The organism is Enterococcus sp. AZ091 (assembly GCF_051714805.1).
GTDB classification, from domain to species: domain Bacteria; phylum Bacillota; class Bacilli; order Lactobacillales; family Enterococcaceae; genus Enterococcus_D; species Enterococcus_D gallinarum.
On record NZ_JBIOSO010000001.1, the window covers coordinates 2,270,448 to 2,292,195 of the forward strand.

26 protein-coding genes are annotated in these 21,748 nt (G+C 38.8%); 16 read left to right on the plus strand and 10 right to left on the minus strand.

Going from position 1 to position 21,748, the window contains the following annotated elements:
- Positions 1 to 4 precede the first annotated feature (4 nt).
- Positions 5 to 859: a sce7725 family protein gene (locus tag IGJ28_RS11235; RefSeq protein WP_103300861.1), complete on the plus strand. Its 855-nt coding sequence runs from the start codon at positions 5 to 7 to the stop codon at positions 857 to 859.
- Positions 860 to 1,660: 801 nt separating this feature from the next.
- On the opposite strand, the gene IGJ28_RS11240 is transcribed toward IGJ28_RS11235, so the two are convergent.
- Positions 1,661 to 1,897: a glutaredoxin domain-containing protein gene (locus IGJ28_RS11240; RefSeq protein ID WP_252711971.1), complete on the minus strand. Its 237-nt coding sequence runs from the start codon at positions 1,895 to 1,897 to the stop codon at positions 1,661 to 1,663.
- A gap of 369 nt (positions 1,898 to 2,266) precedes the next feature.
- On the opposite strand from IGJ28_RS11240, the gene IGJ28_RS11245 reads away from it, so the two are divergent.
- From IGJ28_RS11245 to IGJ28_RS11260, 4 genes are all read left to right on the plus strand, one after another.
- Positions 2,267 to 2,629 (plus strand): hypothetical protein, encoded by a 363-nt coding sequence (locus tag IGJ28_RS11245; protein ID WP_029486803.1) that lies wholly within the window; start codon positions 2,267 to 2,269, stop codon positions 2,627 to 2,629.
- Between the two features lie 89 nt (positions 2,630 to 2,718).
- Positions 2,719 to 2,997 (plus strand): hypothetical protein, encoded by a 279-nt coding sequence (locus tag IGJ28_RS11250; RefSeq protein ID WP_005473132.1) that lies wholly within the window; start codon positions 2,719 to 2,721, stop codon positions 2,995 to 2,997.
- On the plus strand, positions 2,994 to 3,278 hold the full coding sequence (locus IGJ28_RS11255) for a hypothetical protein (RefSeq protein ID WP_252711970.1): 285 nt from the start codon (positions 2,994 to 2,996) through the stop codon (positions 3,276 to 3,278). The genes IGJ28_RS11250 and IGJ28_RS11255 overlap by 4 nt, the downstream gene beginning before the upstream one ends.
- Before the next feature lie 89 nt (positions 3,279 to 3,367).
- Positions 3,368 to 3,718, plus strand: a complete 351-nt coding sequence (locus IGJ28_RS11260) for a DUF2200 domain-containing protein (RefSeq protein WP_252711969.1) — start codon at positions 3,368 to 3,370, stop codon at positions 3,716 to 3,718.
- 258 nt (positions 3,719 to 3,976) lie between these two features.
- Here IGJ28_RS11260 and rsgA read toward each other — a convergent pair whose 3' ends face one another.
- Positions 3,977 to 4,930, minus strand: coding sequence for a ribosome small subunit-dependent GTPase A (gene rsgA, locus IGJ28_RS11265; RefSeq protein WP_208774409.1), 954 nt, complete (start codon positions 4,928 to 4,930; stop codon positions 3,977 to 3,979).
- A 698-nt stretch (positions 4,931 to 5,628) separates the two neighbouring features.
- On the opposite strand from rsgA, the gene IGJ28_RS11270 reads away from it, so the two are divergent.
- Positions 5,629 to 6,621 carry a DNA/RNA non-specific endonuclease gene (locus IGJ28_RS11270; RefSeq protein ID WP_113849691.1) on the plus strand — a complete coding sequence of 331 codons (993 nt, stop codon included), beginning with the start codon at positions 5,629 to 5,631 and terminating at the stop codon, positions 6,619 to 6,621.
- Positions 6,622 to 6,673: 52 nt separating this feature from the next.
- On the opposite strand, the gene IGJ28_RS11275 is transcribed toward IGJ28_RS11270, so the two are convergent.
- Positions 6,674 to 6,931 carry a LexA family protein gene (locus IGJ28_RS11275; protein WP_103300856.1) on the minus strand — a complete coding sequence of 86 codons (258 nt, stop codon included), beginning with the start codon at positions 6,929 to 6,931 and terminating at the stop codon, positions 6,674 to 6,676.
- Between the two features lie 194 nt (positions 6,932 to 7,125).
- On the opposite strand from IGJ28_RS11275, the gene IGJ28_RS11280 reads away from it, so the two are divergent.
- Positions 7,126 to 7,458, plus strand: a complete 333-nt coding sequence (locus tag IGJ28_RS11280; protein WP_003126562.1) for a helix-turn-helix domain-containing protein — start codon at positions 7,126 to 7,128, stop codon at positions 7,456 to 7,458.
- Positions 7,459 to 7,540: 82 nt separating this feature from the next.
- Here IGJ28_RS11280 and IGJ28_RS11285 read toward each other — a convergent pair whose 3' ends face one another.
- Entirely contained in the window at positions 7,541 to 8,563 is a 1,023-nt protein-coding gene (locus IGJ28_RS11285; protein WP_252711968.1) for a Gfo/Idh/MocA family oxidoreductase, read from the minus strand.
- A 172-nt stretch (positions 8,564 to 8,735) separates the two neighbouring features.
- Here IGJ28_RS11285 and IGJ28_RS11290 point away from each other — a divergent pair, with 172 nt between their 5' ends.
- From IGJ28_RS11290 to IGJ28_RS11330, 9 genes are all read left to right on the plus strand, one after another.
- Positions 8,736 to 9,101 (plus strand): HIT family protein, encoded by a 366-nt coding sequence (locus tag IGJ28_RS11290; protein WP_252711967.1) that lies wholly within the window; start codon positions 8,736 to 8,738, stop codon positions 9,099 to 9,101.
- Positions 9,102 to 9,150: 49 nt separating this feature from the next.
- Positions 9,151 to 9,630, plus strand: coding sequence for a GNAT family N-acetyltransferase (locus tag IGJ28_RS11295; protein ID WP_252711966.1), 480 nt, complete (start codon positions 9,151 to 9,153; stop codon positions 9,628 to 9,630).
- Positions 9,631 to 9,983: 353 nt separating this feature from the next.
- Positions 9,984 to 10,349: a hypothetical protein gene (locus IGJ28_RS11300; RefSeq protein ID WP_003126558.1), complete on the plus strand. Its 366-nt coding sequence runs from the start codon at positions 9,984 to 9,986 to the stop codon at positions 10,347 to 10,349.
- Positions 10,350 to 10,363: 14 nt separating this feature from the next.
- A complete protein-coding gene (locus IGJ28_RS11305; protein WP_103300852.1) occupies positions 10,364 to 10,825 on the plus strand; it encodes an HIT family protein in 462 nt (153 codons plus the stop codon).
- Positions 10,826 to 10,925: 100 nt separating this feature from the next.
- Positions 10,926 to 11,468 carry a sigma-70 family RNA polymerase sigma factor gene (locus IGJ28_RS11310; protein WP_103300851.1) on the plus strand — a complete coding sequence of 181 codons (543 nt, stop codon included), beginning with the start codon at positions 10,926 to 10,928 and terminating at the stop codon, positions 11,466 to 11,468.
- Positions 11,458 to 12,240 (plus strand): hypothetical protein, encoded by a 783-nt coding sequence (locus tag IGJ28_RS11315; RefSeq protein WP_103300850.1) that lies wholly within the window; start codon positions 11,458 to 11,460, stop codon positions 12,238 to 12,240. Before IGJ28_RS11310 ends, IGJ28_RS11315 begins: the two co-directional genes overlap by 11 nt.
- Before the next feature lie 47 nt (positions 12,241 to 12,287).
- The gene (locus tag IGJ28_RS11320) at positions 12,288 to 12,938 is read left to right on the plus strand and encodes a hypothetical protein (protein WP_252711964.1); all 651 of its coding nucleotides are present in this window, start codon (positions 12,288 to 12,290) and stop codon (positions 12,936 to 12,938) included.
- Positions 12,939 to 13,025: 87 nt separating this feature from the next.
- Positions 13,026 to 13,208: a hypothetical protein gene (locus IGJ28_RS11325; protein WP_252711963.1), complete on the plus strand. Its 183-nt coding sequence runs from the start codon at positions 13,026 to 13,028 to the stop codon at positions 13,206 to 13,208.
- A gap of 33 nt (positions 13,209 to 13,241) precedes the next feature.
- Positions 13,242 to 13,493, plus strand: a complete 252-nt coding sequence (locus IGJ28_RS11330; protein ID WP_003126551.1) for a hypothetical protein — start codon at positions 13,242 to 13,244, stop codon at positions 13,491 to 13,493.
- 201 nt (positions 13,494 to 13,694) lie between these two features.
- Here the strand turns inward: IGJ28_RS11330 and IGJ28_RS11335 are convergent, their stop codons facing one another.
- The 6 genes from IGJ28_RS11335 to IGJ28_RS11360 all read right to left on the minus strand — a co-directional run bounded on the left by IGJ28_RS11335 (position 13,695) and on the right by IGJ28_RS11360 (position 21,595).
- On the minus strand, positions 13,695 to 15,668 hold the full coding sequence (locus IGJ28_RS11335) for an ABC transporter permease (RefSeq protein ID WP_252711962.1): 1,974 nt from the start codon (positions 15,666 to 15,668) through the stop codon (positions 13,695 to 13,697).
- A 3-nt stretch (positions 15,669 to 15,671) separates the two neighbouring features.
- Positions 15,672 to 16,430: an ABC transporter ATP-binding protein gene (locus tag IGJ28_RS11340; RefSeq protein ID WP_252711961.1), complete on the minus strand. Its 759-nt coding sequence runs from the start codon at positions 16,428 to 16,430 to the stop codon at positions 15,672 to 15,674.
- Between the two features lie 94 nt (positions 16,431 to 16,524).
- Positions 16,525 to 17,508: a sensor histidine kinase gene (locus IGJ28_RS11345; protein WP_252711960.1), complete on the minus strand. Its 984-nt coding sequence runs from the start codon at positions 17,506 to 17,508 to the stop codon at positions 16,525 to 16,527.
- Positions 17,501 to 18,193 (minus strand): response regulator transcription factor, encoded by a 693-nt coding sequence (locus IGJ28_RS11350; RefSeq protein WP_103300846.1) that lies wholly within the window; start codon positions 18,191 to 18,193, stop codon positions 17,501 to 17,503. Before IGJ28_RS11350 ends, IGJ28_RS11345 begins: the two co-directional genes overlap by 8 nt.
- Before the next feature lie 133 nt (positions 18,194 to 18,326).
- Complete coding sequence (locus IGJ28_RS11355; RefSeq protein WP_005471541.1) at positions 18,327 to 19,376, minus strand: AI-2E family transporter; 1,050 nt, start codon at positions 19,374 to 19,376, stop codon at positions 18,327 to 18,329.
- A 464-nt stretch (positions 19,377 to 19,840) separates the two neighbouring features.
- Positions 19,841 to 21,595: a 1-deoxy-D-xylulose-5-phosphate synthase gene (locus tag IGJ28_RS11360; RefSeq protein ID WP_252711959.1), complete on the minus strand. Its 1,755-nt coding sequence runs from the start codon at positions 21,593 to 21,595 to the stop codon at positions 19,841 to 19,843.
- Positions 21,596 to 21,748 lie beyond the last annotated feature (153 nt).

Genomic DNA, 21,748 nt, shown 5'->3' on the forward strand with positions numbered 1-21,748 from the left:
CACTATGTATTATCCATATTTTCGCGGCAAACAATTTGACTTGTTGGCATTAAAAAGTCTATTAGAAATGGAACAGCTGTCTTTAGAAGTTCAACCCGTCATTGAGCCTATCCGGCAATCCAAGACTTTTTGGGATACAGTCGAGCTGTTTCAGAAAAAAGCGCATCCTTTTTTTGTTATCGTCAATCCACAGGCGGGGGACTTTCTGACGGAAGAAGGAAGTCGTTTATTACAAACACTGCCTAACGCTAAAGCCTATATCATCGATCAGCCAATTGAAACCATTGACTGTCAGCCGGACCTTTGGGTTGTTCATGAATCTGCTCCAGCGTTGGCCAGTGACTGGAGTAAAAATCAGACACCGATCTTAGTTGGACAAGAATTCCGTTTATTGAAAAAAATCCAGGGACCAAAGATTCTCATGCATGATTTTTTTACTAGACTTCCTAGAAACAGCTTCTATCAGGAAGTACCAGAAGAAGTGCTACCAACCGTTTATCAACACTACGAGCAGCAAGGATTTTCCGGCTATAGTGATTTTTCTATCGACAGCAAAATCTATTATGCACATAGTTATCCCTCTAAAACAATTGTTTTACACTGGCTATTTGTTGATCAGCAGCAAAAGTTGCGAATCACTCATTTTGTTTCGGACGAATCATTAGAAACTCAAAAAGAAAAGTTTTTACAGCTCATGTCACAAGTTTTGCAACATGAAGAAATCTATCCAACTCAAACATCAGGCTTAGAGTTATTACTTGAAGCATACAAAAAGGATAAGTTTCCAGGTATGGGTGTTTTGCGGAAAGCTGCTGTCATGAACCACTTGGAATTAATCAGCCGTTATCATTTTACATGATTGTTAGTTATGTCATCAGTCATATAAAGAAAAGTTTCTCTCAGGAGCTGAAATCTAACTGCAGCTACAATCATAGATTTTGGTTGCAGTTCAATCATCACTGAAATCACCAATCAGTCATGCATCAAAAATCCTAATAAGCAGCTGAAGCACGCTAAAATTTGTTTTAGGAAGCCAACTGTACAATACTGGCATTCAATACATAAAAATCATCAATCTGCGCGGCAAAGACTCATTTTTTACTCAAAATGGTTCACTTTAAGAAAAATCGCTGTTTTTAAGGAAAAATACAGCTCAATCAGAGGGAGGAGAAGTAAATTCACCAGATTCTTTCAGAACTTTAAAAATTACTTATTTTAGTTTACATAATATATATTATACAAAGTTGTATTTGGAAAAAGACGGTTCAAAATGTTTTTGATTTTTGCATTTTGACCCTCTCTCGCTGTCTTTTTCCCCTTATGAATATTGAAATCAACAACGATTCGCCAATTTTCCTGTCATTGGTGTTTATTTGGCTGCTAATTGATGTATTGTCTTGGTGTATTGTCACTGATCACTAGTTTAATACATCGATTTCATTTGATTGGGTCTCGTCATTAAGATCTTTCGTTTGTTACTAAGTGACTCATTTGTTTGATTTCATAAAATTGTTGCTGTGTATGTTTCGTTTATAAGTTTATCAGGTATCAGATTAAGCTGAGTTAATTTCCTTAAAATCAATTCTTGAGTTTACTTCAAAAAATAGCGATCGATTGTTATAAAATGCATTCCTGTGGTTGTGTCTGGCGGCTGCGACGATCATTTCTGTTTGAGTTTTCTTAATTCATCTGGGCGAAAGCCAAACCACGGGTTCGAACCAGTTGAGGCATTAGGGATTAAAACTGGTACGGACTGGAATCCGTATAGTTTCACTTCTTCGCGAAATTCTTCTTTTTCTTCAATGTTCTTTTCTATATATGGGATTCGATGAGTGTCTAAAAATAATTTTGTCTTTTTGCATTGAATACAATTAGTTTTGCAATAAAGCGTTATCATATAATATTATTTCTCCATCCTTTTTATTTTTATTGGTTTGTACGTTATTTTTATTGTAAATTTAATTCTTGTTTAATTCAATAATCTTTACTTATCAACATATAAATAAAATAGATTGTTTTGTTTTATTTTTTTATATTGTTATGATACGCGTTTTTTTATCGTGTTGGTTTACTACTGACCTGATGTGAGTTGAGGGAAAAAGATTTTGCTGATAAAAGTCATTAAAAAAGTGTATCCATCCATCCCTGTCCTGTTTGAGTTTAAGATCGCCCTCACTCTTATCTATTTTTGCGGCAAAATTTAAAGAACTGTTCGCTTTACAAATGCGAACGAATGTTTGTATTATAGTGGTGAGAGGTGATTCTTATGGGCATGCTCCAACCCTACGAAGATCGAAAAAAATTAAAATGGCAGGGATTCTTTCTATCGGAACATACAACAGAAGTCGGACAGGATGAGCGCCAGCGTCACTTTGTGTGGCCTGCAAAGCCAGCCATGACTAGCGAAGAGATCAATGAAGTGTTGACTTTAGCTAGGATCAAAAGTCGAGCAGTAGCGATCCAATGTGAAGAAGTCAATGAAGACGGTCTCTACCCTCCTGACGTGGTCGGCATGATCCAAAGCTACGATTCTTTAGGCATTTATATTGATGGACGTAAAGTACATTACGATGAGATCCGGCATATTTCCTTTTTCGAAGAGACGAAATGGTTCGCACTGGATGAATGAATCGTAGGCGATGAGCCACGACAAGCGTACAATCGGAAAGTTTTTTACGGAATGTGCAAATCTATTTTTTTTTAAAGGAGGTTTCCCCTATGCAAACGATTAAAGGAACAGTGACAAAGATTCGATTGCTGACGTTTACTTCTTCTCCCCTCGTCCGTTTTACAGTAGGAACGACGAATTGTTTGATCAATCGCCATAGCTTATCTTTTTTAGCAGATGTCACGGAAGGCATGTCTTTGGTGGCTGTTGGCGAGTGGAATGCGCGCAAGCAATTTATTGTCCGTAAATATGCTGTTCGGGGGAAAACGAAAATTATGATGGACATCGAACAATTGTCTCAACAACGAGGAAAGGCGGTTCTTTCATGAGAGCGCGGGATTTGCTGACAGCATTAACGACAACGACACAACAAGAGTATCAGGGAATTTACTTAAGCCGTAAGGGAACCTTGGTCCCTTTCACGACGATTGCACAAGATGCTTCTGGGAACTTGATTTTATTTTTTGAACCTAATCGTCCCCCACTATCCATCAAAGAACTTTATACGAGTTTAATGTTGCACAAGAACTTGCCTTTGCTCTATTGGGACGGTGAAGAACGGCAAAAGGTCTATGGGTTTCGTGAAGAAGATCGACAGATCATTCTCTGATCTTTTTTCTGTGAGATACCAACCAATCATTCTTCTTTTTATTCATGGTATACTATAGATCAAGAAAACATTTTCAACGGAGGTAAAAAATGGAAAATCCGCGCATATACACCATGTCTTTTGCAAGTGTCTATCCCCTCTATGTACAGAAGGCGGAGCGCAAAAATCGTACCCGAGATGAAGTGGATCAGATTATTTTTTGGTTAACTGGTTATTCGAAAGAAGGTCTGTCCCGACAATTAGCAGAAGAAGTTTCAATGGAACGTTTCTTCGCAGAGGCGCCTGACTTGAATCCGAAAAGAAAAATGATCAAAGGAGTTATCTGCGGCGTTCGTGTAGAAGAGATCAAGGAACCTTTAATGCAAGAAATTCGATACTTGGATAAATTGATTGATGAATTAGCCAGAGGAAAAACAATTGAAAAAATTTTGCGAGGTTAGTTTTTAAGTGGTCCTATTCTATAATTATTGCGTTTCATTGGTCCATTACGTATAATGAGACTACCTTGGCAGGGGCAAATCGTTTGCTTCGATCCGTTGGGCATTCATGTCCGACGGATTTTTTTATTTAAATTCAGTCTAAAAAAAGCGCTGTGGCTCTTTTGCAGGAATCCCATTTTGGTACCTCCCTTTCTTAATGTGATTAGGAAAACGAGTCAAAATGTATACAGCATTCAGGTCACAGCGCTTTTAGTATTGCTATCTTTCTCTTTTTTTACGTGCTTGCAAGTGTTCTTTGTGTCTCAAATAGGCCAATTCTTTCTCCATTTTACGGTAACGGTTAAATAGATCTTGCGAGAGTTCTCCAGAAGCTAACGCTTCTTTGACTGCACAATTTGGCTCTGATTCATGACGACAATTTTTGAAGCGGCATTTTTCTGCTAAAAGTTCAATCATCTGGTAATGCCGATCTAATGAAGAAGCAGCAACCGTCTCCAAACTGATTTCTCTCATGCCAGGAGTATCGATGACCATTGCCCCATTTGGCAAGCGGAACAGCTGTCTACTCGTGGTAGTGTGACGACCACGCCCATCTTCTTCACGAATGGCTTTGGTTGTCTGCCGTTCGTCTCCTAGTAATTGATTGAGTAAAGAAGATTTACCAACCCCTGAAGAACCAATAAAGGCTACCATGCTTTCTGGCGTCAAAAATGGTTCGAATTGCGTCCGCTCATCTTTGTAGATGGTGGTAGCTAAAACCGGCAAAGCGAATGTCAGCTTCAGCTGGTTGATGATTGCTTCTGTTTCTGTTGTGTCCATCTGATCGATTTTTGTTAATACAATGACTGGATTGGCTCCACTGTTCCAAACAATCGTAACGAACCGCTCCAAGCGAGCGAGATTAAACTCTTCATTGGCGCTTGTTGTAAGAAAGACAGTCGTCACATTAGCAGCGATTCCTTGTTCGTCTGGTCGATTTCCAGCTACTTTCCGCTGTAAAAAACTTTTTCGCGGCAAGACGGTATCAATCAAAAATTGATTTTGATCATAACAATGCCCCATTACCCGATCGCCTACGATCGGATAGTCTTTCAATGCTGTTGCTTGCTGGCGAAACTTTCCGGAGACACGGGCATAACGTTCTTCTCCTGAAGACAAGACTACTTTTGCCAGATCTTTCGCTTGAAAGATAACAATTCCTTGATTTTCCATGAATTTCCTCCATTTATGTTTGGAGGTGCCACTCTATAAAGGGAAACCTCCATGATCTTGACGTCCATTATAAGTATTCATATGACATTTCCCCTTTCGTGAGTAAATTCATCGATTGATGTATCCCTAGTATAGCATTTCTTGCGATTGTCAGACCAGCTTTTCTTTTATAGCTCAATAATGATGAGCCGCAAGAAATGCTATGGAGCGTTGAATATCCCCTGTCAATGGCTTCAAAACCACTAAAACGAAAAAGCTGAAACTCACACGATAGACAGTCCCCTTTAAACTCTCTTCATCCTCTACGATTTTTTCAAGATAGCTCCTCGCTCATTAAGCAATAAGCCTCCCCTTGTATCACTGTTCTACTATTATCGTTGTTCCTTCCTATCTTCTTCTGAGATCCCCATTCTTGCCCTATCTTCCCTATGTTCATTAGCTTTTGACCACTCTCCTTATTTTTACCCATTAGTGAATAATCTTAGTTCTTTTGTGAATGATTCGTTATATAATATTCTCTTTTCTATTTATTCATATAAGAAATATTTGGTAAAAAAAGTTTTTTTCTTTTCAACTGTTATTTAAAAAATGGTATGATAGCAGCAGAATATTTATTTTTTCCTCCTTTATTGAAACTCGCAACCCCATCTTACGCTCGCGATTTTACAAAGGAGCAAACCATATGTTAGGAGAAAATCATGGCAAAGAAACTTCTTGGTACAATCAGTGGTCTTTTGATTGCTGCTGTACTTGGTATCAGCTTGTACACGCAAACCCAAAAAGACCCGAACCCCACTTCATCACCTGGACACTCATCTACTATACAGGTGAAACAGTCAGAGTCTTCTAAAGCATCAGACTCGCATACAAAAGAAACCCAGTCGGCAAATAATCTCGCTGCATTGACGTATCAAGGGACACAAACCATTACTATCAACAACAATGTCCCCTCCTTCTCACAAGATACCCTCTCTACAAAAAATGGTGCATGGGAAAAATATGGTGATCTCGATCACTTAAATCGAGCCACTTCTGCGGAAGCTATGTTGAATCAATCCCTGATGCCTACTGAAAAACGCGGGGATATCTCTAGTGTCACGCCTACAGGCTGGCACAATAAAAAGCTGAAAAAAGGTTATCTTTATAATCGAACTCATTTGATCGGCTTTGCTCTGGCGGGAGAAAATGCCAACTGGAAAAATCTGATCACAGGTACACAACAGTTGAATAATCCCGAAATGTTACGCTATGAAATGGATATCAAATACTATTTAGAACAAGATCCCAGCCATTATGTTCGTTATTCGGTGACTCCTATTTACCGCGGTGATGAATTAGTGGCACGAGGCGTTCAAATGCAAGCCCAATCGATTGGCGATAATACGATCCGCTTCAATATTTATATATTCAATATTCAAGATGGTGTGACGATCCATTACCAAGATGGGACAAGTGTGCTTTCTGAAGAAGCATCGGATGCGACTAGCACTTCGGCAAAAAATACTACATCGAATGTTGCTGAAGATGAAAAAGAATATGTAGACGCGAAGGGAAATGGTCTGATCAAAGGGTCAAAAAATGGCATTTATCATCTGCCAGGTACGAGAGGCTATGAACAGACGACAAATCCAAAAGAATGGTTCAAAACGATTGCGGAAGCCAAAGCTGCTGGTTATCGAGCACCAAAATAAAAAAGCCATAGGCTTTTTTATTTTGAGAGCATCCCTATTCGACACGTTAACCTTATAGCGCTTGCTCGTACCTTGATTTTTGTAACTCTGTCAAATAGTTATTTCCTGCTTCTGTTAAACGCAATGTGCGTGATTTTGGAAATTTTTCTCTCGTGATTAGGCCTCTATTTTCCATCCGAAGTAGATGACGGTGAATGAGAGAAGTTGATTTGATTCCTTCATGGGCACAAATTTCTCGAATAGATGGTGCTCGTTTCTGTTCTTGCTGATAAGCATCAATAAATAATAAGATCCGATCTCTTCTAATCATATTTTCCTCCAGGGGGTAGAAGACAAAAGCAACGGACAATTGAAAAACCTAAGCGTTTATTTCCTATAGGTAATATTATAAATGAAAAATTCCCTTGGAACAACAGTTTTTGAAGAAGTCGCTGGCTTTTCATCGCATTTGTTTTCTTTTGACTTTATGATGAAAAGAGTAGAAGAAAAAAGTGAGGCGTTGGTATGAGTTTTGGCGAAAATCTAAAAAAATTCCGAGAAGAAAAACAGCTCGGCGTCAATCAGTTGGCTTTGAAATCTGGAGTCAGTGCAGCGCAAATTTCCCGCTTTGAAAATGGTAAGCGTAAGACACCCCATGTGGATACTGCAAAAAAATTGGCAAAAGCACTCTCAGTCCCATTGCCTTTATTGATTGGTGAATCCGTTTCTTATGATGAATGGGATTATGACGAAAATCAACGGCGAGTGGCCCATCAAATCAAAGATATGACCGAGGAAGAAATCACGGATATCTTAGAATATATCGCTTTTGTTAAGCAAAAAAATAGAAAACGCTAATTGAAAAAAGCCATCTGTCTCTAAAAAAATAGAATCAGATGGCTTTTGGCCTGCTCTCTGACGAGAATTACCAGAAATGAAATTATCGTGGATAAACTGCTTGGATACTGTCTTCAAGAATCTTCATTTGTACTAGGGTTTCTTCGTCTTTGACTGTTTTAGGCTTTCCATTAATAATAGCTTCATACAGTCCGGCATAAACACGGCTATAGTCTCCTACTTCAGAAACTACTTTTCCCTCATGATAGATTCCTTCATCATCATAATACGTCAGACAGCCATAATGTTCAGGAAGATCAATTCCAAAGTCCGCATGATCAGGCATATAAAACATTTTTAAATGCTCTTCTTGGCGATCTTTGGTTTGTTTGACAAACATGCCTTTCTTACCATAAACGACAAAGCTTGGTCGTTCTTTGATTCGGAAATAGCTTGATTTGATCGATACCTTTAAAGGACCATAGAAGAATTCCAGATCGAAATAATCGTTCATGCGATTCGGACCTAAAAGTTGGCGAACTTCTGAATGGTATGTCTCTGGTTCGCCGAAATAAGACAGCACTTGATCGATGGTATGACAAGCATGTCCATAAAGATAACTACTATTTAATGAGAATTCTTGTGTATTTTCTGGAATTTCGGGGCGATAATAGTCATAGTGCATTTCTACTTCAAGTAAATCCCCTAGAACGCCACTTTCAATAACTTTTTGGACAGTCAGAAAGTCAGAATCGTAGCGGCGATTTTGATAACATTGAATCAACAGTCCTTTTTCTGCAGCCAAAGCAAAAAGTTCTTGAGCTTGTGCATACGTTTCAGTAAAAGGTTTCTCTAGCAATACATTCTTTCCGTGAAGCAATGCATCCTTGGCAGTTTCAAAATGCAGATGGTTAGGAGTAGTCACAACGACTAATTGAATCGCTGGATCATCATAGATATCGTTGATATCTGTTGTGTAGGTCGTTCCAGGAAGTTTTGCCCAAGTATCGCGAATCACTCGGGAATAGATTGTTTTTACGTGGATTTTGTCGGATAATTTAGTAGCAAACGGCAAGTGATAGCGATTAGTGCTTTTTCCATTGCCAATATAAGCAATTGTTAGCATAGTTTAAAGCCCCCATTTTTCATGATAGTTCCATTATAGTCAAACAAACGATCAGATGGAAGCAAGAATCCTTCTCGCTGTCTATTTGTATGTCTCCTTAATTAACTAATGAAACAAAGCGCTTATCATTTTGAAACGAATAGGCTATGATTGATTCAAAAAGGAGAAAACGATGAGATGTCCTTTTTGTCAGATCGCAGCCAGACAGCTTCCTGCAACAATCATTTATGAAAATCAATGGACAATGGCGATTCTTCCTAAAAATCCCGCTGCAGACGGTCACCTCTTAGTTATACCGAAACAACATGTAACTTCTATTCTTGCTTGTGACGAAGAAATATGGATGCAAGTTACCAAGGCAGCAAAAAAGGTGGCAACAGATTGCGTGAAATCTGGTAACTTTGAAGGTATCAATTTCTTAAGTGCCCATGGCGCTGCTGCCCAACAATCCGTCAATCATCTGCATATCCATTTGATTCCTCGAAAAGAAGGCGACGGCATCAATACTTGGCCCGATTTTCATGACAGTAAAAAGTAAGAAGGTTATTAACGAGTCGTCAATTGAACAATGAAAGAGAGAATGATCAATGGATATTCAGTTAGAAAAAGTTACCTACCAAACATTACCGATAGCGTATCGGATACAAAAAGAAAGTTTTAAACAGTTGTTTGAACACTATCAGGATACAGAAACCTCCCCTTATCTGGAAACGTATGAGAATTTCTCTAAAAAGTACCAACGAGAGAATAATTATTTCTATTTGATCCAAGCCGACGGATCAGCAGTAGGTTTTGTACGAATCGTTCTATCAGAAGCCCCGGCGCTGGTAGCTCGAGTGGCCCCCATCTGTATTTTGCCTGCTAATGAAAATCATGGGATTGGTAAAATGGCCATTCAGTTAGTCGAAGCTAAATTCTCGTCTATTAAGACATGGCAGCTAAGTACGATTTTGCAAGAAACCCGCCTACTTTCATTTTATCAAACACTCGATTATCAGCTATCAGATCGTACGAGTCCGATTGTGACTGGTATGGATCGTGTATTTCTTACCAAACATATCCACTAAAACTCATTACTTATTGTCTTTTCTCCCCATTACCTATGACAGAGTCTCTTAAAGAGCGACTGTCATAGGTAACCTTGTTTACATAATATTATACTGGTAAATAAAAAACACTTCTTGTTTCCTTGATACTTTTCGAGAGAAAGTTCAAACGAGTTTGACGAAAAGGTCTCATACAAGCGTTTTTTGGAGCCACTCATTCGTTTTTCTCAACTAGCTTTTATCAGTTTCTTTCCTTATTTATGCAATTTATTTCCTAGTTCCTTTTCATCATCTTTCTATAATGTTGCTGATCTTATGTTATAATTAATTATGTATTTTAAAACTAGATAATTACTATAAGAGAAGGTGGATTTATGGAACAACATCAACCATCCTGGATAAAACTGCTTTTTTTCTTTTTGATTTTTATGGGAGCAGATCTTATGAAACAGGTTATCGTTCATCATTTCGCTTGGTTAGACGTGCTGCAATTAATGAATTTCCTAATATTTATTCTACTCTCCTTTTTCATTCGCCAGTTACCTTCTACCTTGCGAAAGATTCTGATTGGTACTTATCTTTTTATTATCGGTGGAATCATGTCTCTTTTATTTGGAAATCCCTTTGAACTTGCTTCATGGACACTCTACTTCGTGGGTGCGTTTTTTGGTACATTTTTGTGGGATCATTTTTGTCAACGATTTAGACTTCGTTGGTTTATTGATAAAATAATTCGTTAAAGGAGCGAATTTCGATGGATTGGCGCAATGATCGGATCAAAGCTTGTCAAAATGGAACAAATCCCATGTTAATGAAGGAATTATCGGGTGGTTTTGCGGTTTTTGGCGATACCCAATTTTTACCAGGCTACTGTGTGTTGTTACCTAAAAAATCAGTCGGAAGCCTAAATGATTTATCACTGGAAGAAAGACAAGAATTTCTCGTCTCGATGAGTGTTCTGGGTGATGCCATTTTAGCCGCCTGTTCGCCACTGCGAGTCAATTACGATATTCTTGGCAACACGGATCAATTTCTTCATGCACACGTTTTTCCACGATATTCTTGGGAGACCGAAGTGCGTCGTTCAAAACCTGTTTGGCTATATCCAGCAACATATTGGACATGTCCGCAGAATACCTATGATGAAGAGAAACATCACCTCATACGTCAGCGAATCACGACTTCTTTAACTGAATCCGTTCCCGGTGATCAATGAGAGCTCTTGACCAGGAGCTTTTTTTGTTGATAAAAGAATTTTTCACAACTCTGATAGAAAACAGTTGAGACGTCCGTATAATAGACAAAGAGGTGAAAAAATGAACGATCATCAAATGATTCATTTGATCAAGAACAAAGATTATACCGGCTTGGAACAACTAATTGATAGTTACGGGTCAAGTATTCTTATGACCATCCATCGAATCTTACAAGCCCCTCATGAACAAAGTGAATGGTCAGATGTAGCAAATGAAGTATTTTATGAAATCTGGCAAAAAATCGAGGCCTATGATCCTGAGAAAAGTAGTTTTATCACTTGGATCTTGCTGATTACTCGAAGTCGCGGAATCGATCGCAAGCGTAAGTTAAATAAAGCATTTCAACAAGAAAGTATTGAAGAATATCAAGAGCTAGCTATTACGGAATCCCCGTTAAGTGAAGAAGAATTTCTGATTTGGCTCGAAGAGTTATCCCAAGTCGATCAACAAATTTTTCTTTTATATTATTTTTATCAAGAAAGTCCAGAAGAGATCGCGCAACAACTGGATTTGCAGACAACAGCTATTTATAATCACTTATCTCGCGGCAGAAAATTGTTGAAAAAGATTTGGAAAGAAAGGATGAATCGTGATGAATTTTAAACAGATCGTTGATTCAGAAAATCGTCGTCTCAGAAATGAAGTAACGCAAGATGAAAAAAATCGTCTTTTAGCTAATGGCAAAACATATATCTTTTTTCAAGAATTGATGACTGAAATTCAATCACTCTTAGATAAAGACGAAACAGTTCAAGGCTATCTCCCTCTCTCAACTTCAGGCAACCTTGCAATCAGTAATCAAGGGATAGCTGGTTTGTCTTATGCACGTACAGAAAGAGCAAAGCAATATGTCGCACAGTTCAATGATACTCGGAGTAATCGTCTATTTGTTTTTACAGAAAAACGGATCCTTTTTCTTGTGATCATCGACTTTTTAGATGATCAAACCTATTTCAGTTACCCCTACTCCTCGATTCCGGCATTTTCTTTGAAGACGCGTAAACTGAATCGCTTTGAGAAACCAGAAGACGAGGAAATCATGTTTTGGGCTTACTTTGATTTTCAATCGGATAGCCATATTTTTAGTGATGTATTGACAAAGAAAGACTATCAACTGTTTCAACATTTCCATGACACGATTCCTGCACTCAAAAAAATTCCAATCACTGAAAAAATCCACCGTAAAAATCCCTTAGATTACATAATCAGTAATTGGCATTTCAATTATCGATTGATGATATTCGTCAATCTTTTACTAATTCTTTTAGCTATTGGGTTAGTCTTGGGGATCGTCTTTGGAATCGGGATTTTTAAAGACTGGTACTATCGTGATTTGATTGGGTTTGTTGATCAGAGATCATTTTTTGTCCGATAATTATGTTATAATAGTCAAAAATTAACGAGAGAAGGTCTACCCGTTTTATGAAAAGAAAGGTACTAGTCCCATTGCTGCTATCCTTGCTATTAAGCGGCTGTTCTGCAAACGTACCAGAAGAAGCAACCACATCTTCGAGCAGCCAAAAACAAATGCCTAGCGAAACCGTAGAATCATCGCAATCTTCTCTTTCAGATACAAAAACTGTTACGAGGGCTTCTGCTAGCGGGTCTACCAGTGAATCGGTATCAGAGACGGAGTCACCAAAGACTCCAGAAACAGCAAGCGCATATCCCTATCAAGTAGATATGTCACAACAATCCAATGTCCTGACATTTTCTTTTGAAGGATTCAACGTTCCTGACACTGTTACTATTGATCAGAGCAAAGAGGAAGTTACTTTTGAAAGTTCTACACCCGATGATTCCGTGACTAGCCGCTACCGAGCAACAATCGCAACGGTTCCCACAAAAACAATTCGCGTTTTTAGTGTAGGAACGAATCAAATTCGTGAAGTCAAAGTGAATACACAAATCTCAATCGGTAAAATACTGGGTGGAACCCAAGATCGTAAAGACTACCATGGTACAATGTATTTGTTTTACAACCATGATGGTGGGCTTTCCCTAGCAACGCCGAACTATGCTGGCAACGTTCCTGCAGATCAGATGGATGTCATGCAGGAAGTTCTTCCCTAAATCACTTCAGAAGAACCTAACTTTCAGAACCTTAGCTTGACTACAATATTGCAGGAATAATCAAAAATTTGTTGTGGAGGAAAATCGATGAATCTCAAACGTTTTGTACAATTGTTTATTTGCTATTTCGTATCTATGGTGGTTGCTGTTTTACTGACCAACTTATTCAATATTTCAATTATGCCATTTTATTTGTTGGTGGCCTCTATTATTGGGTATATCACATTAACGATCCCGTTAGTAGTCATGACGATCAAGAAAAACAAATAGTTCCGAGAGTGGATTTATTGAAAGGAGCATCAGATGATTGGCAATGTTCGTTATCTACCAAGAAAGTTAAGAAAATGGTACATTCTCTATCTTATCTGTCTGATACTTATTTATGGCTGGTTGTTGTTTACTGATCAGTCTGCGGTACTTGCTGTCGCTATTCTTCTCGTTCTTTTTGCAATCGAACTTGCATTTATGTGGCATTCAGAAAATTCTTTTTTAGGCAGTGTTCTGGTTGCTTGTCTGCTTTATGGCATCTGGATGCTACCTTTCGTGCTTCGGTGATTAGTTTTCATTTATTCGTATCGAAAGTGAATCGGAGAAGCTAGCATAGAGAATTTTCTTAAAAAAATACCCTGAGGAAAGAGCAAGTCATGACGTTGTCATTGACGATAGGTCTTTGCAGTAATGCAAACACTGAGGGCTCTATTCCTTTGGGTATTTTTTGTTCAATTTAACTAATTTAACTTAGTGAGTGACAAACAATTATTGCTCTCGTTCAACAAGTCGGTAATAGACTTTTGCTGTGATAAGGTATACCAACAGATAAATGACTGCGAAAAGAGCAACTGATACAACAGTCACACTGATCAGCAGATTGCGGTCGGTCAACCCGAAAAGCAAAAGCAGCTTGCGAATCATCGGAAACGCGAATGCAAGGTGGATGATCGCAGCTACCAATGGAAAAGAAAAAATCATCAATACTTGTTGTTGGATCACTTGCTTGACTTCTTTATGACTTAAGCCAACTTTCTGTAAGATCTCAAAACGTTCTTTATCTTCTATTCCTTCAGAGACTTGCTTGTAATAGATGATTAATGTAGCTGCCAAAATAAAGATCAGTCCAAAAATCAACCCTAAGAAAAAGAATCCTCCCGTAAACGTTTTGGTCTGTACTTGGAAGAGATCTTTTGATTCAATGCGTGCATTCGGATCAGCTGCTTGAAAGTCCTTTCGTATCTCTTTGCCCATTGTTTCTCGATCACTGGTTTCAGGCACTTGGAAGTCAAAAACAGTAGTGATCACTGGTTGTTGATAGATGAGGAATTCTTTTTCCTGATACCAACTAGTTAATTTCTCAGAAAGCCAAGTATCATCGACTACCACCACAAGTTGTTGAACGGGATTCTCCACTTGAGTAAAAGGTGGCAGCTCAGTTAGTGATCGAAGAGTGAACTGACTATGATCGATCGTCAGCTCTTTAGGCAACGCTTGATGGGTCCAAGTTTCTGGAAAGACCAACAATTCATCTTTTTCTGGTCCTTCTTTTCCTGTGATTCTTTGGTACTCCGTACTAGTAACAAATGTGAGAAAGACCGCTTTTTCTAAATTCTCGCTGTTATCTTCAAAAGTTGTTGAAGGAGTAAGTGTGTTTCCCTCAACCGTAAAAAGTAAGTCTCTAGTAGCAGTGACTTGTTTCCGGTTTTTGAGCGTTACTTTATTTTCAAGACTATCGATGGCTTGGTTCAATTGTTGCAGATTCGCCTCTGACTCGATCTGAAAGTCATAAGGAAATCGTGTTTCCACCACATTCTTCTGTCCGAAATAAAGACTAGCTGTTGTGGCAACAGTCACTAAAACCATTGTTGACAAAATACAAATACTTGCTAGACCTGCTGCATTTTGTTTCATTCGATAAAGCATCGTTGATACATTGATGAAATGGGTCGTCTGATAATAATAAGTGGATCGCTTTCTTAAAAACTGCAATGCTTTAATACTGCCAGAAATAAACAACAGATACGTGGCGATGATCACAAGAATCACAGCGACAAAAAAGAGTGCCAAGGCGCTGATGGGCGACTTGATTGTGACAGAAATCGTATACCCTACCGCTAAACAAATGATCCCTAGAAGGGCTAAAAAGCCTTTTGCTCGCGGCTCTTGTTCATTGCGCTTACTACCTTGCAGCAGTTCGATCGGCTTGGTTCGCCGGACTTGCAGCATATTGAATAGAAAAAGGCAGCCATAAACCATCAAAAAGTAAAGGATCACAAGTCCGATACTTTCTACAGACAGTTCAAATACGAAGGATTCTCCCACCTCTAGAATTCTTTTTAAAATCAAGAACCCCAATCGTGCAAACAAAAGACCTCCAACTAGCCCTGCGGCCAGACTGATGAGGCAGCTATAAAAAAGTTCCCAAAAGACCACTAACGCAATTTCTCGTTTCCCTAATCCTAGAACATTGTAAAGTCCAAATTCTTTTTTTCGTTGTTTGATCAAAAAGTTATTGGTGTAAAACGAAAAAATGGCGGCGAAAACCATTAAAATGATATTTCCTAGTCGAAACATAAAAATAGCACTTTGACTGCTTGGCAGTTTATTCATCCCTGGATTATTTACAATGATTTGTGTCATCATTATCACTGCAACTAGAAGACTCATGGACAGTAAAAAAGGAGTATAAGCTTTGGTGTTTTTTCGCAAATTGGAAAAGGCGATTTTTTGAAAGAACATTCCTTACTCCTCCCTTGCAAAGACAGCTGTCATGGTTTCCGAGATTGCTTCTAGAAAAGCGCTATTCGTTCGTTCTCCGCGATAAAGCTGATGGAAGACGTGACCGTCTTTGATGAATAATACTCGTTGCGCGCGGCTTGCAGCAATGGAGCTATGAGTAACCATGATGATCGTTTGTCCATTCTGATTGATTTGCTGAAACAACGTCAGCAATTGATCGGAAGTTTTTGAATCTAGCGCCCCAGTTGGTTCATCTGCTAGTAAGAGATCCGGCTTTGTGATAATCGCGCGTGCGACAGCTACCCGTTGTTTCTGGCCGCCGGATAATTCATAGGGATAGTGTTGTAACAAGTCGGTAATTCCCAGTGTTCGCACTAATGGTTGCAGTCGTTGGTCCATTTGTTTGACCGGCACTTTCGATAAGACTAATGGTAATAAGATATTGTCTTTGACAGAAAAAGTATCCAATAAATTGAAATCTTGAAAAACAAAGCCCAAATGATCTCGACGAAAACTTGCAGCGTCTTTTTCTTTGATGGTCGTCAAATCGATACCATTAAGCGCTAAATCTCCCGCTGTCGGTTGATCTAACGTGGCCATCAAGTTCAGTAGGGTGCTTTTCCCAGATCCTGATTCTCCCATAATGGCGACATATTCGCCTTCTTCTACTGAAAACGTGATATTCTTCAATGCTTCGACCGGCTGGCCGTTCAACTGACTTTGATACACTTTTTTAACTTGTTGAATGTTTAATAGTGGCATTGTTCTCTCCCCCTTCTTTTTTAGCATAAGCTGTTTAGAAGAAAAAAGCGACTTACAATAAAAAACGCAAACTTACAGTGTTGAAAGTTTGCGTTCAAATGAAATTTTTAGTGGGAAAATGGATCGTCACCGTAGTTCCCTTCCCTACTTCGGAGTCAATCGTTAGCTGACAGCCGATTTTTTCTGCTGCTTGCTGGCTCAAATATAATCCTAATCCGCTAGCACGCTGCTGAAAGCGTCCATTTTGTCCTGTATAACCTTTTTCAAAAACCCGCGGCAAATCTTCTTGACGAATACCGGTCCCTGTGTCTTGAATCAAAAGACAATTGTTTTCGGTAAAAATCCGGATTCCGCCTTTTTCTGTATACTTCAGGCTATTAAAAAGCAACTGCTCAAAGATAAAAGTCAGCCATTTTCGATCCGAAGTAACGGTCAAGTCGATAGCCAAATCCAGTTGCAAGTCTTTTTTTGAAAAAAACAAGGCATATTTTTTGATTGCTTGGTGAATGAGAGGTGCTAACACAATCGGTTCAAAAACAAAGTCATCATTTTTCAAGTTTTGTCGTAAATAATTCAGCATCATTTGCAAATAATCATTCACTTTAAATAGTTCTGCTTTGACTTCAGTGGGCGATAGGCCATCACTTTGCACTAACAAATCCATCGCTGCTAATGGTGTTTTGATCTGATGCAGCCATAATCCGAAGTCTTCGTAGATTTCTTCATTCTTCAAGACTGCTTGATACTCGGAGGCGGTTTTTTCTTTAGCTTGTCGTTTGATTAGCTGCTGGTATTCTTCTTCAATACTGTTTCGCGCAATCGGCAAGAAAGCCAAAGCTGCTTCAGTGATCATTTTCTTGGCTAATAAGTTTTGTAATTGACGTCTTTTTTGTAGATAACGCATATATTGCCAGACAGAGAAAATACCTAAAATCACTCCCGTGAAAATCACATAATCGATGAAGGGCTCTAAAGGAAGCTCATGGAGAAAGAACAAGCCTAAAAGACCGCTACTAAACAAAATCAAAAACAAATAGAACTTGCCGTAAAGCAAAAAATACTCTTTTAAGTTAATCATAGGCTTGTTCCTTTTCAATCAAATAGCCTTTGTTTTTCACTGTTTGAATCAAATCAGACAATCCAGTTTGACTTAATTTCTTTCGCAAGCGGGTCATGTTAACGGCTAATGTATTATTATCAATAAACTCTTCGCTATTCCAAAGCATTTCGATAATCGTTTCTTTGGGAACGATTTTCCCTTGCTGTTGCAAGAGTAAGGAAAGGATTCGAGATTCGTTTGGCGACAGCGGCAAAGATTCCGTTTTACTTTTCAGCAAATTTTCTATTGGATGAAAAGTGACTTCTCCTAATGAAAACGTCTGGACTTGTTGATGGGTATATTGGTAACTGCGGCGCAACAGTGCTTGGATCTTAGCCAAAACAAACGCCAAATCAAAAGGTTTTGTTAGATAATCATCGGCTCCCATGTTCATTGCCATGATTTGATTCATTTGTTGATCCATTGAAGAAAGAAAAATGATTGGCACTTCAGAAATGTTACGAATTTCTTGGCACCAATGGTACCCGTTGTAATAAGGCAAAGAAATGTCCAAAAGAACCAAGTCGGGACTTACCGCACGAAATTCCTGCAAAATTTCAGCAAATTTTTTGGCGGGATAACACTCATATCCCCATTGTCTTAAATAATCAGCCAGTACTGAAACGATCGTAGCATCATCTTCTACAAGGTATATTTTTTGCATGATTCTCTCCTATCACTAAATTGGTGAAGCTATCACAGACAGTGTACCAGAAAATAAAAAGAAACGTCTAGTTAAGATAAATCACTCTAGACGTTTCTTCAGTCCTCTAATCTGAGGACTGGTTGGCATTTATTTACACTTTTTCATTCGACTCACTTTTTTTAAGTGCATTGCGGATTGATGGGACTTGCTTGATTTTCATTAGATCTAATAAGAAAGTAAATAGTGGGATCCCCACGATCAGACCCCAGATACCAAAGAGATGCTCACCCAGATATAAAACAATGAACGTATAGAACATGGGAATCTCTGTTTTATGGGACATCAGCCGCGGATTGAGAACATAGGACTCGAGAGCATGAACAAAAATAATGATTAATAAAACATAGACAACATCATTGAGTCCGCCAATCGTATAGGCAATAAAGGTTAATGGAATACAAGAAATGATGACTCCTGCTACTGGAATCAAGCTTAAGAAGAAAATCATCATGGCCAAACTTAACAGCTGAGGAAAGCCCATGACAGCTAAAGCAAGCACTGTGATCACTGTATTAACGATAGCAATCAATAGCTGGGTTTCGATCACACTTCCGAATGCGCGGGTAAATTTCCTTGCGAGATAGTAAACATCCTCAAAAAACCAGGAAGCACTCCCTTGCAAAAAGAGCTGAGAAAATGCCACTGTTTTTTTGTTGTCAATCATAAAGAAAAAACTCAATAAGAAAGAGATCAATACAGTCAAAGCCAATTCACCGAAGTTGTAAAGATAATTGATGACGACGACGACTCCATTCTGGATTTTTTGGACATAATCGCTTGTTTGCACCAAATGTAGCAAATACTCTAATAACTCATTGTTAGAGTCTGCTTTTTGATAAAAATCGGTCACTGACTTGACCAGTTGCGCGGATTGGTTCAAAAGAATCGGTGCATACTTGGTAATGACTAAGTAAACCAAAGCGACAACGATCAAGTACAACACGATTGAAAGAAGTTTGATTGACACATTCACTTTCTTGCGTATTAGCTGGACCAGTTTGTAAATCAAATAAGTAAAAATAAAGGTTAATAAAATAATAGTCATCATACTGCGAAGCAGAAATAAGATCCCGCAAAGAAAGATCAGCACTGTCCAACGTCTTAATGGAACATTGGCAACAAACCGATGGTAGTAATTCATGAACACGCTCCTTTTTTCAAGTCGTCAATCAACGACTGTTACTTCATTCCCCAATTAATCTAACCACTTTTTGAAGCAATTATCAACTCAAATCAATTAAGAAGACTATTGTGGGTAGAGTCATATGCTAAAGCAAAAGCAGCCTGCTGTCAGTGGCAACTGGACCAAGTATCGTGAATGAAGGACTGATGATTATTTTCAAAAGATAAATGCCTATTTTTTCGAAAAGTTTATGGTTGTTTTAAGGTTACTATGACACAATAGACCTTGACATAATAATTTACAGTCTGTCTTAGCGGAAACTAAGGCAGACGCTTTTTTTATCAAAAACTGCCCTTTGTTCTGTTTGTATCGAACAAAGGGCAGTTTAAACGATTCTATATTTATTCTTATCAGTTGTTACTCCTAGACGAATTGTCTGCTTTCCTTAAAAGGACGCTCACTATGCGACTAGCTCACTATGACTAAAGAGACAATTCTTGACGAACTTCTCGAAGAATGGCATCAACGGTCAACCCATTTTCTTGTAGAAACTCATTTGCTTGATAACGGTCATGAAAGGCTTTATCTAAACCAAAATTGACAATTTTGATCGGAGCTTTTCCTAAATAACTAGCGACAGCTTGTCCATAGCCTCCTTCAAGAAGGCCATCTTCAAGAGTGAGCAACAATTGATGTGTAGCAATTAAGCCAGACAATGTGTCAGTATCTAATCCAGAAATAAATCTAGGATTAATGACCGTAGGTGTGATCCCAAGCTCGGTTTCTATCATGGCAGCTGCTTTTTTTGCCAGGCCAAGAGCATTTCCTACACCAAGTAAGGCAACTTTGCTGCCCGCTTGAATGAGTTGATTTTTGTTTAGTTGACTGTAATCTGTTTGATCGACACGACCTGATTCTAATGGACCGACAGGAACGCGAATTGCCACCGGGTGTTGGGATTGGTCAATAGACCAATCCAGCATCGCTAAATATTCTTCCTTATTGGTCGGTGCAAGATAAACAAGATTCGGAATATGACTCAAAAATGGAATATCAAAGATCCCTAAATGGCTTTCATCATTCATGCCATAAGCTGAAGCGCCATAAACTAAAATAGTTCCCGCCACATTGTTCAAAGACAAATCATGTGAGATTTGGTCAAAACTTCGTTGCATAAAGGTTGAAAAAACTGCCCAAACGGGTTTCGCCCCATTTTTTGCCAGACCGGCAGTCATGGTTGCAGCATGTTCCTCTGCGATTCCGACGTCAACAAATTGACTGCCGGCGATTTTTCGTTGTTCAGGGGTAAAAAGGATCATCGGCGTGCCAGCATTTACTGCAACGACTGTTGGATCCTGTGCCATTTTTTCTAAAAGATAATCGGTCGTTACCGTTGAATAATTTTCTCCACCAGAATTTGCAAGATAATCCCCTGTTTCAAGACTAAATGGTCCACCAGCATGGAATTTCTCGCGATTTTCTTCGGCAAATTTGAAGCCTTTTCCTTTAACGGTCTGAATATGAAGGACAACAGGATGATCGCTGTCTTTCACTTGTTTGAATAGATGCATCAAGGCTGTCAGATCATTGCCATCAGCAAGATAATAGTAGTCAAACCCTAATGACTTAAAGAAATTGTTTTCCGCTTGACCATTCGTATCTCGCAATGCTCGTAAGTTATTGTAGAGACCTCCGTGGTTTTCCGCAATCGACTGGTCGTTATCATTTACAATCACGATAGTGTTTGTTCCAGTCTCTGCGATATTGTTCAATCCTTCATAAGCCAGACCACCAGATAACGAGCCGTCACCAATGACCGCAATTACGTTCCCTTCTTCATTTTTTAAGTCTCGTGCTTTGGCAACCCCATTTGCTAAAGACAATGACGTGGATGTATGCCCCACTGTAAACAAGTCATGGTCACTTTCTTTTGGATTGGTATAACCAGAGACATCGCTATAATGCGCTGGATCCCAGAAGGCTTGACCTCGCCCAGTCAGCATTTTATGAATATAGGTTTGGTGAGAAACATCAAAAATCATTTTATCTCTTGGAGAATCAAAGACAGCGTGTAAAGCAACTGTCATTTCGACAACGCCCAAATTCGGTCCGTTATGTCCTCCATGATGGCTGATTTTTTCTAATAACACGGTTCTTGCTTCCTCACTAACTTGTTGTAGTTCTGCAGCGGATAGCTTCTTTAAATCTGCTGGATCTGTAATTGATTTTAATAACATCAAAAAACTCCCTTCTCTGTTTGATAGTATACTGCTTCACCTTCACTTTAAGTCAAGAAACTTTTGAAACTTTTTCACGAAAGTAAGCAACAGACAGGTAGAACACATGAACACAAAAAAGCCCACCCTTCAACTTGTCATGGTGATCTGTTT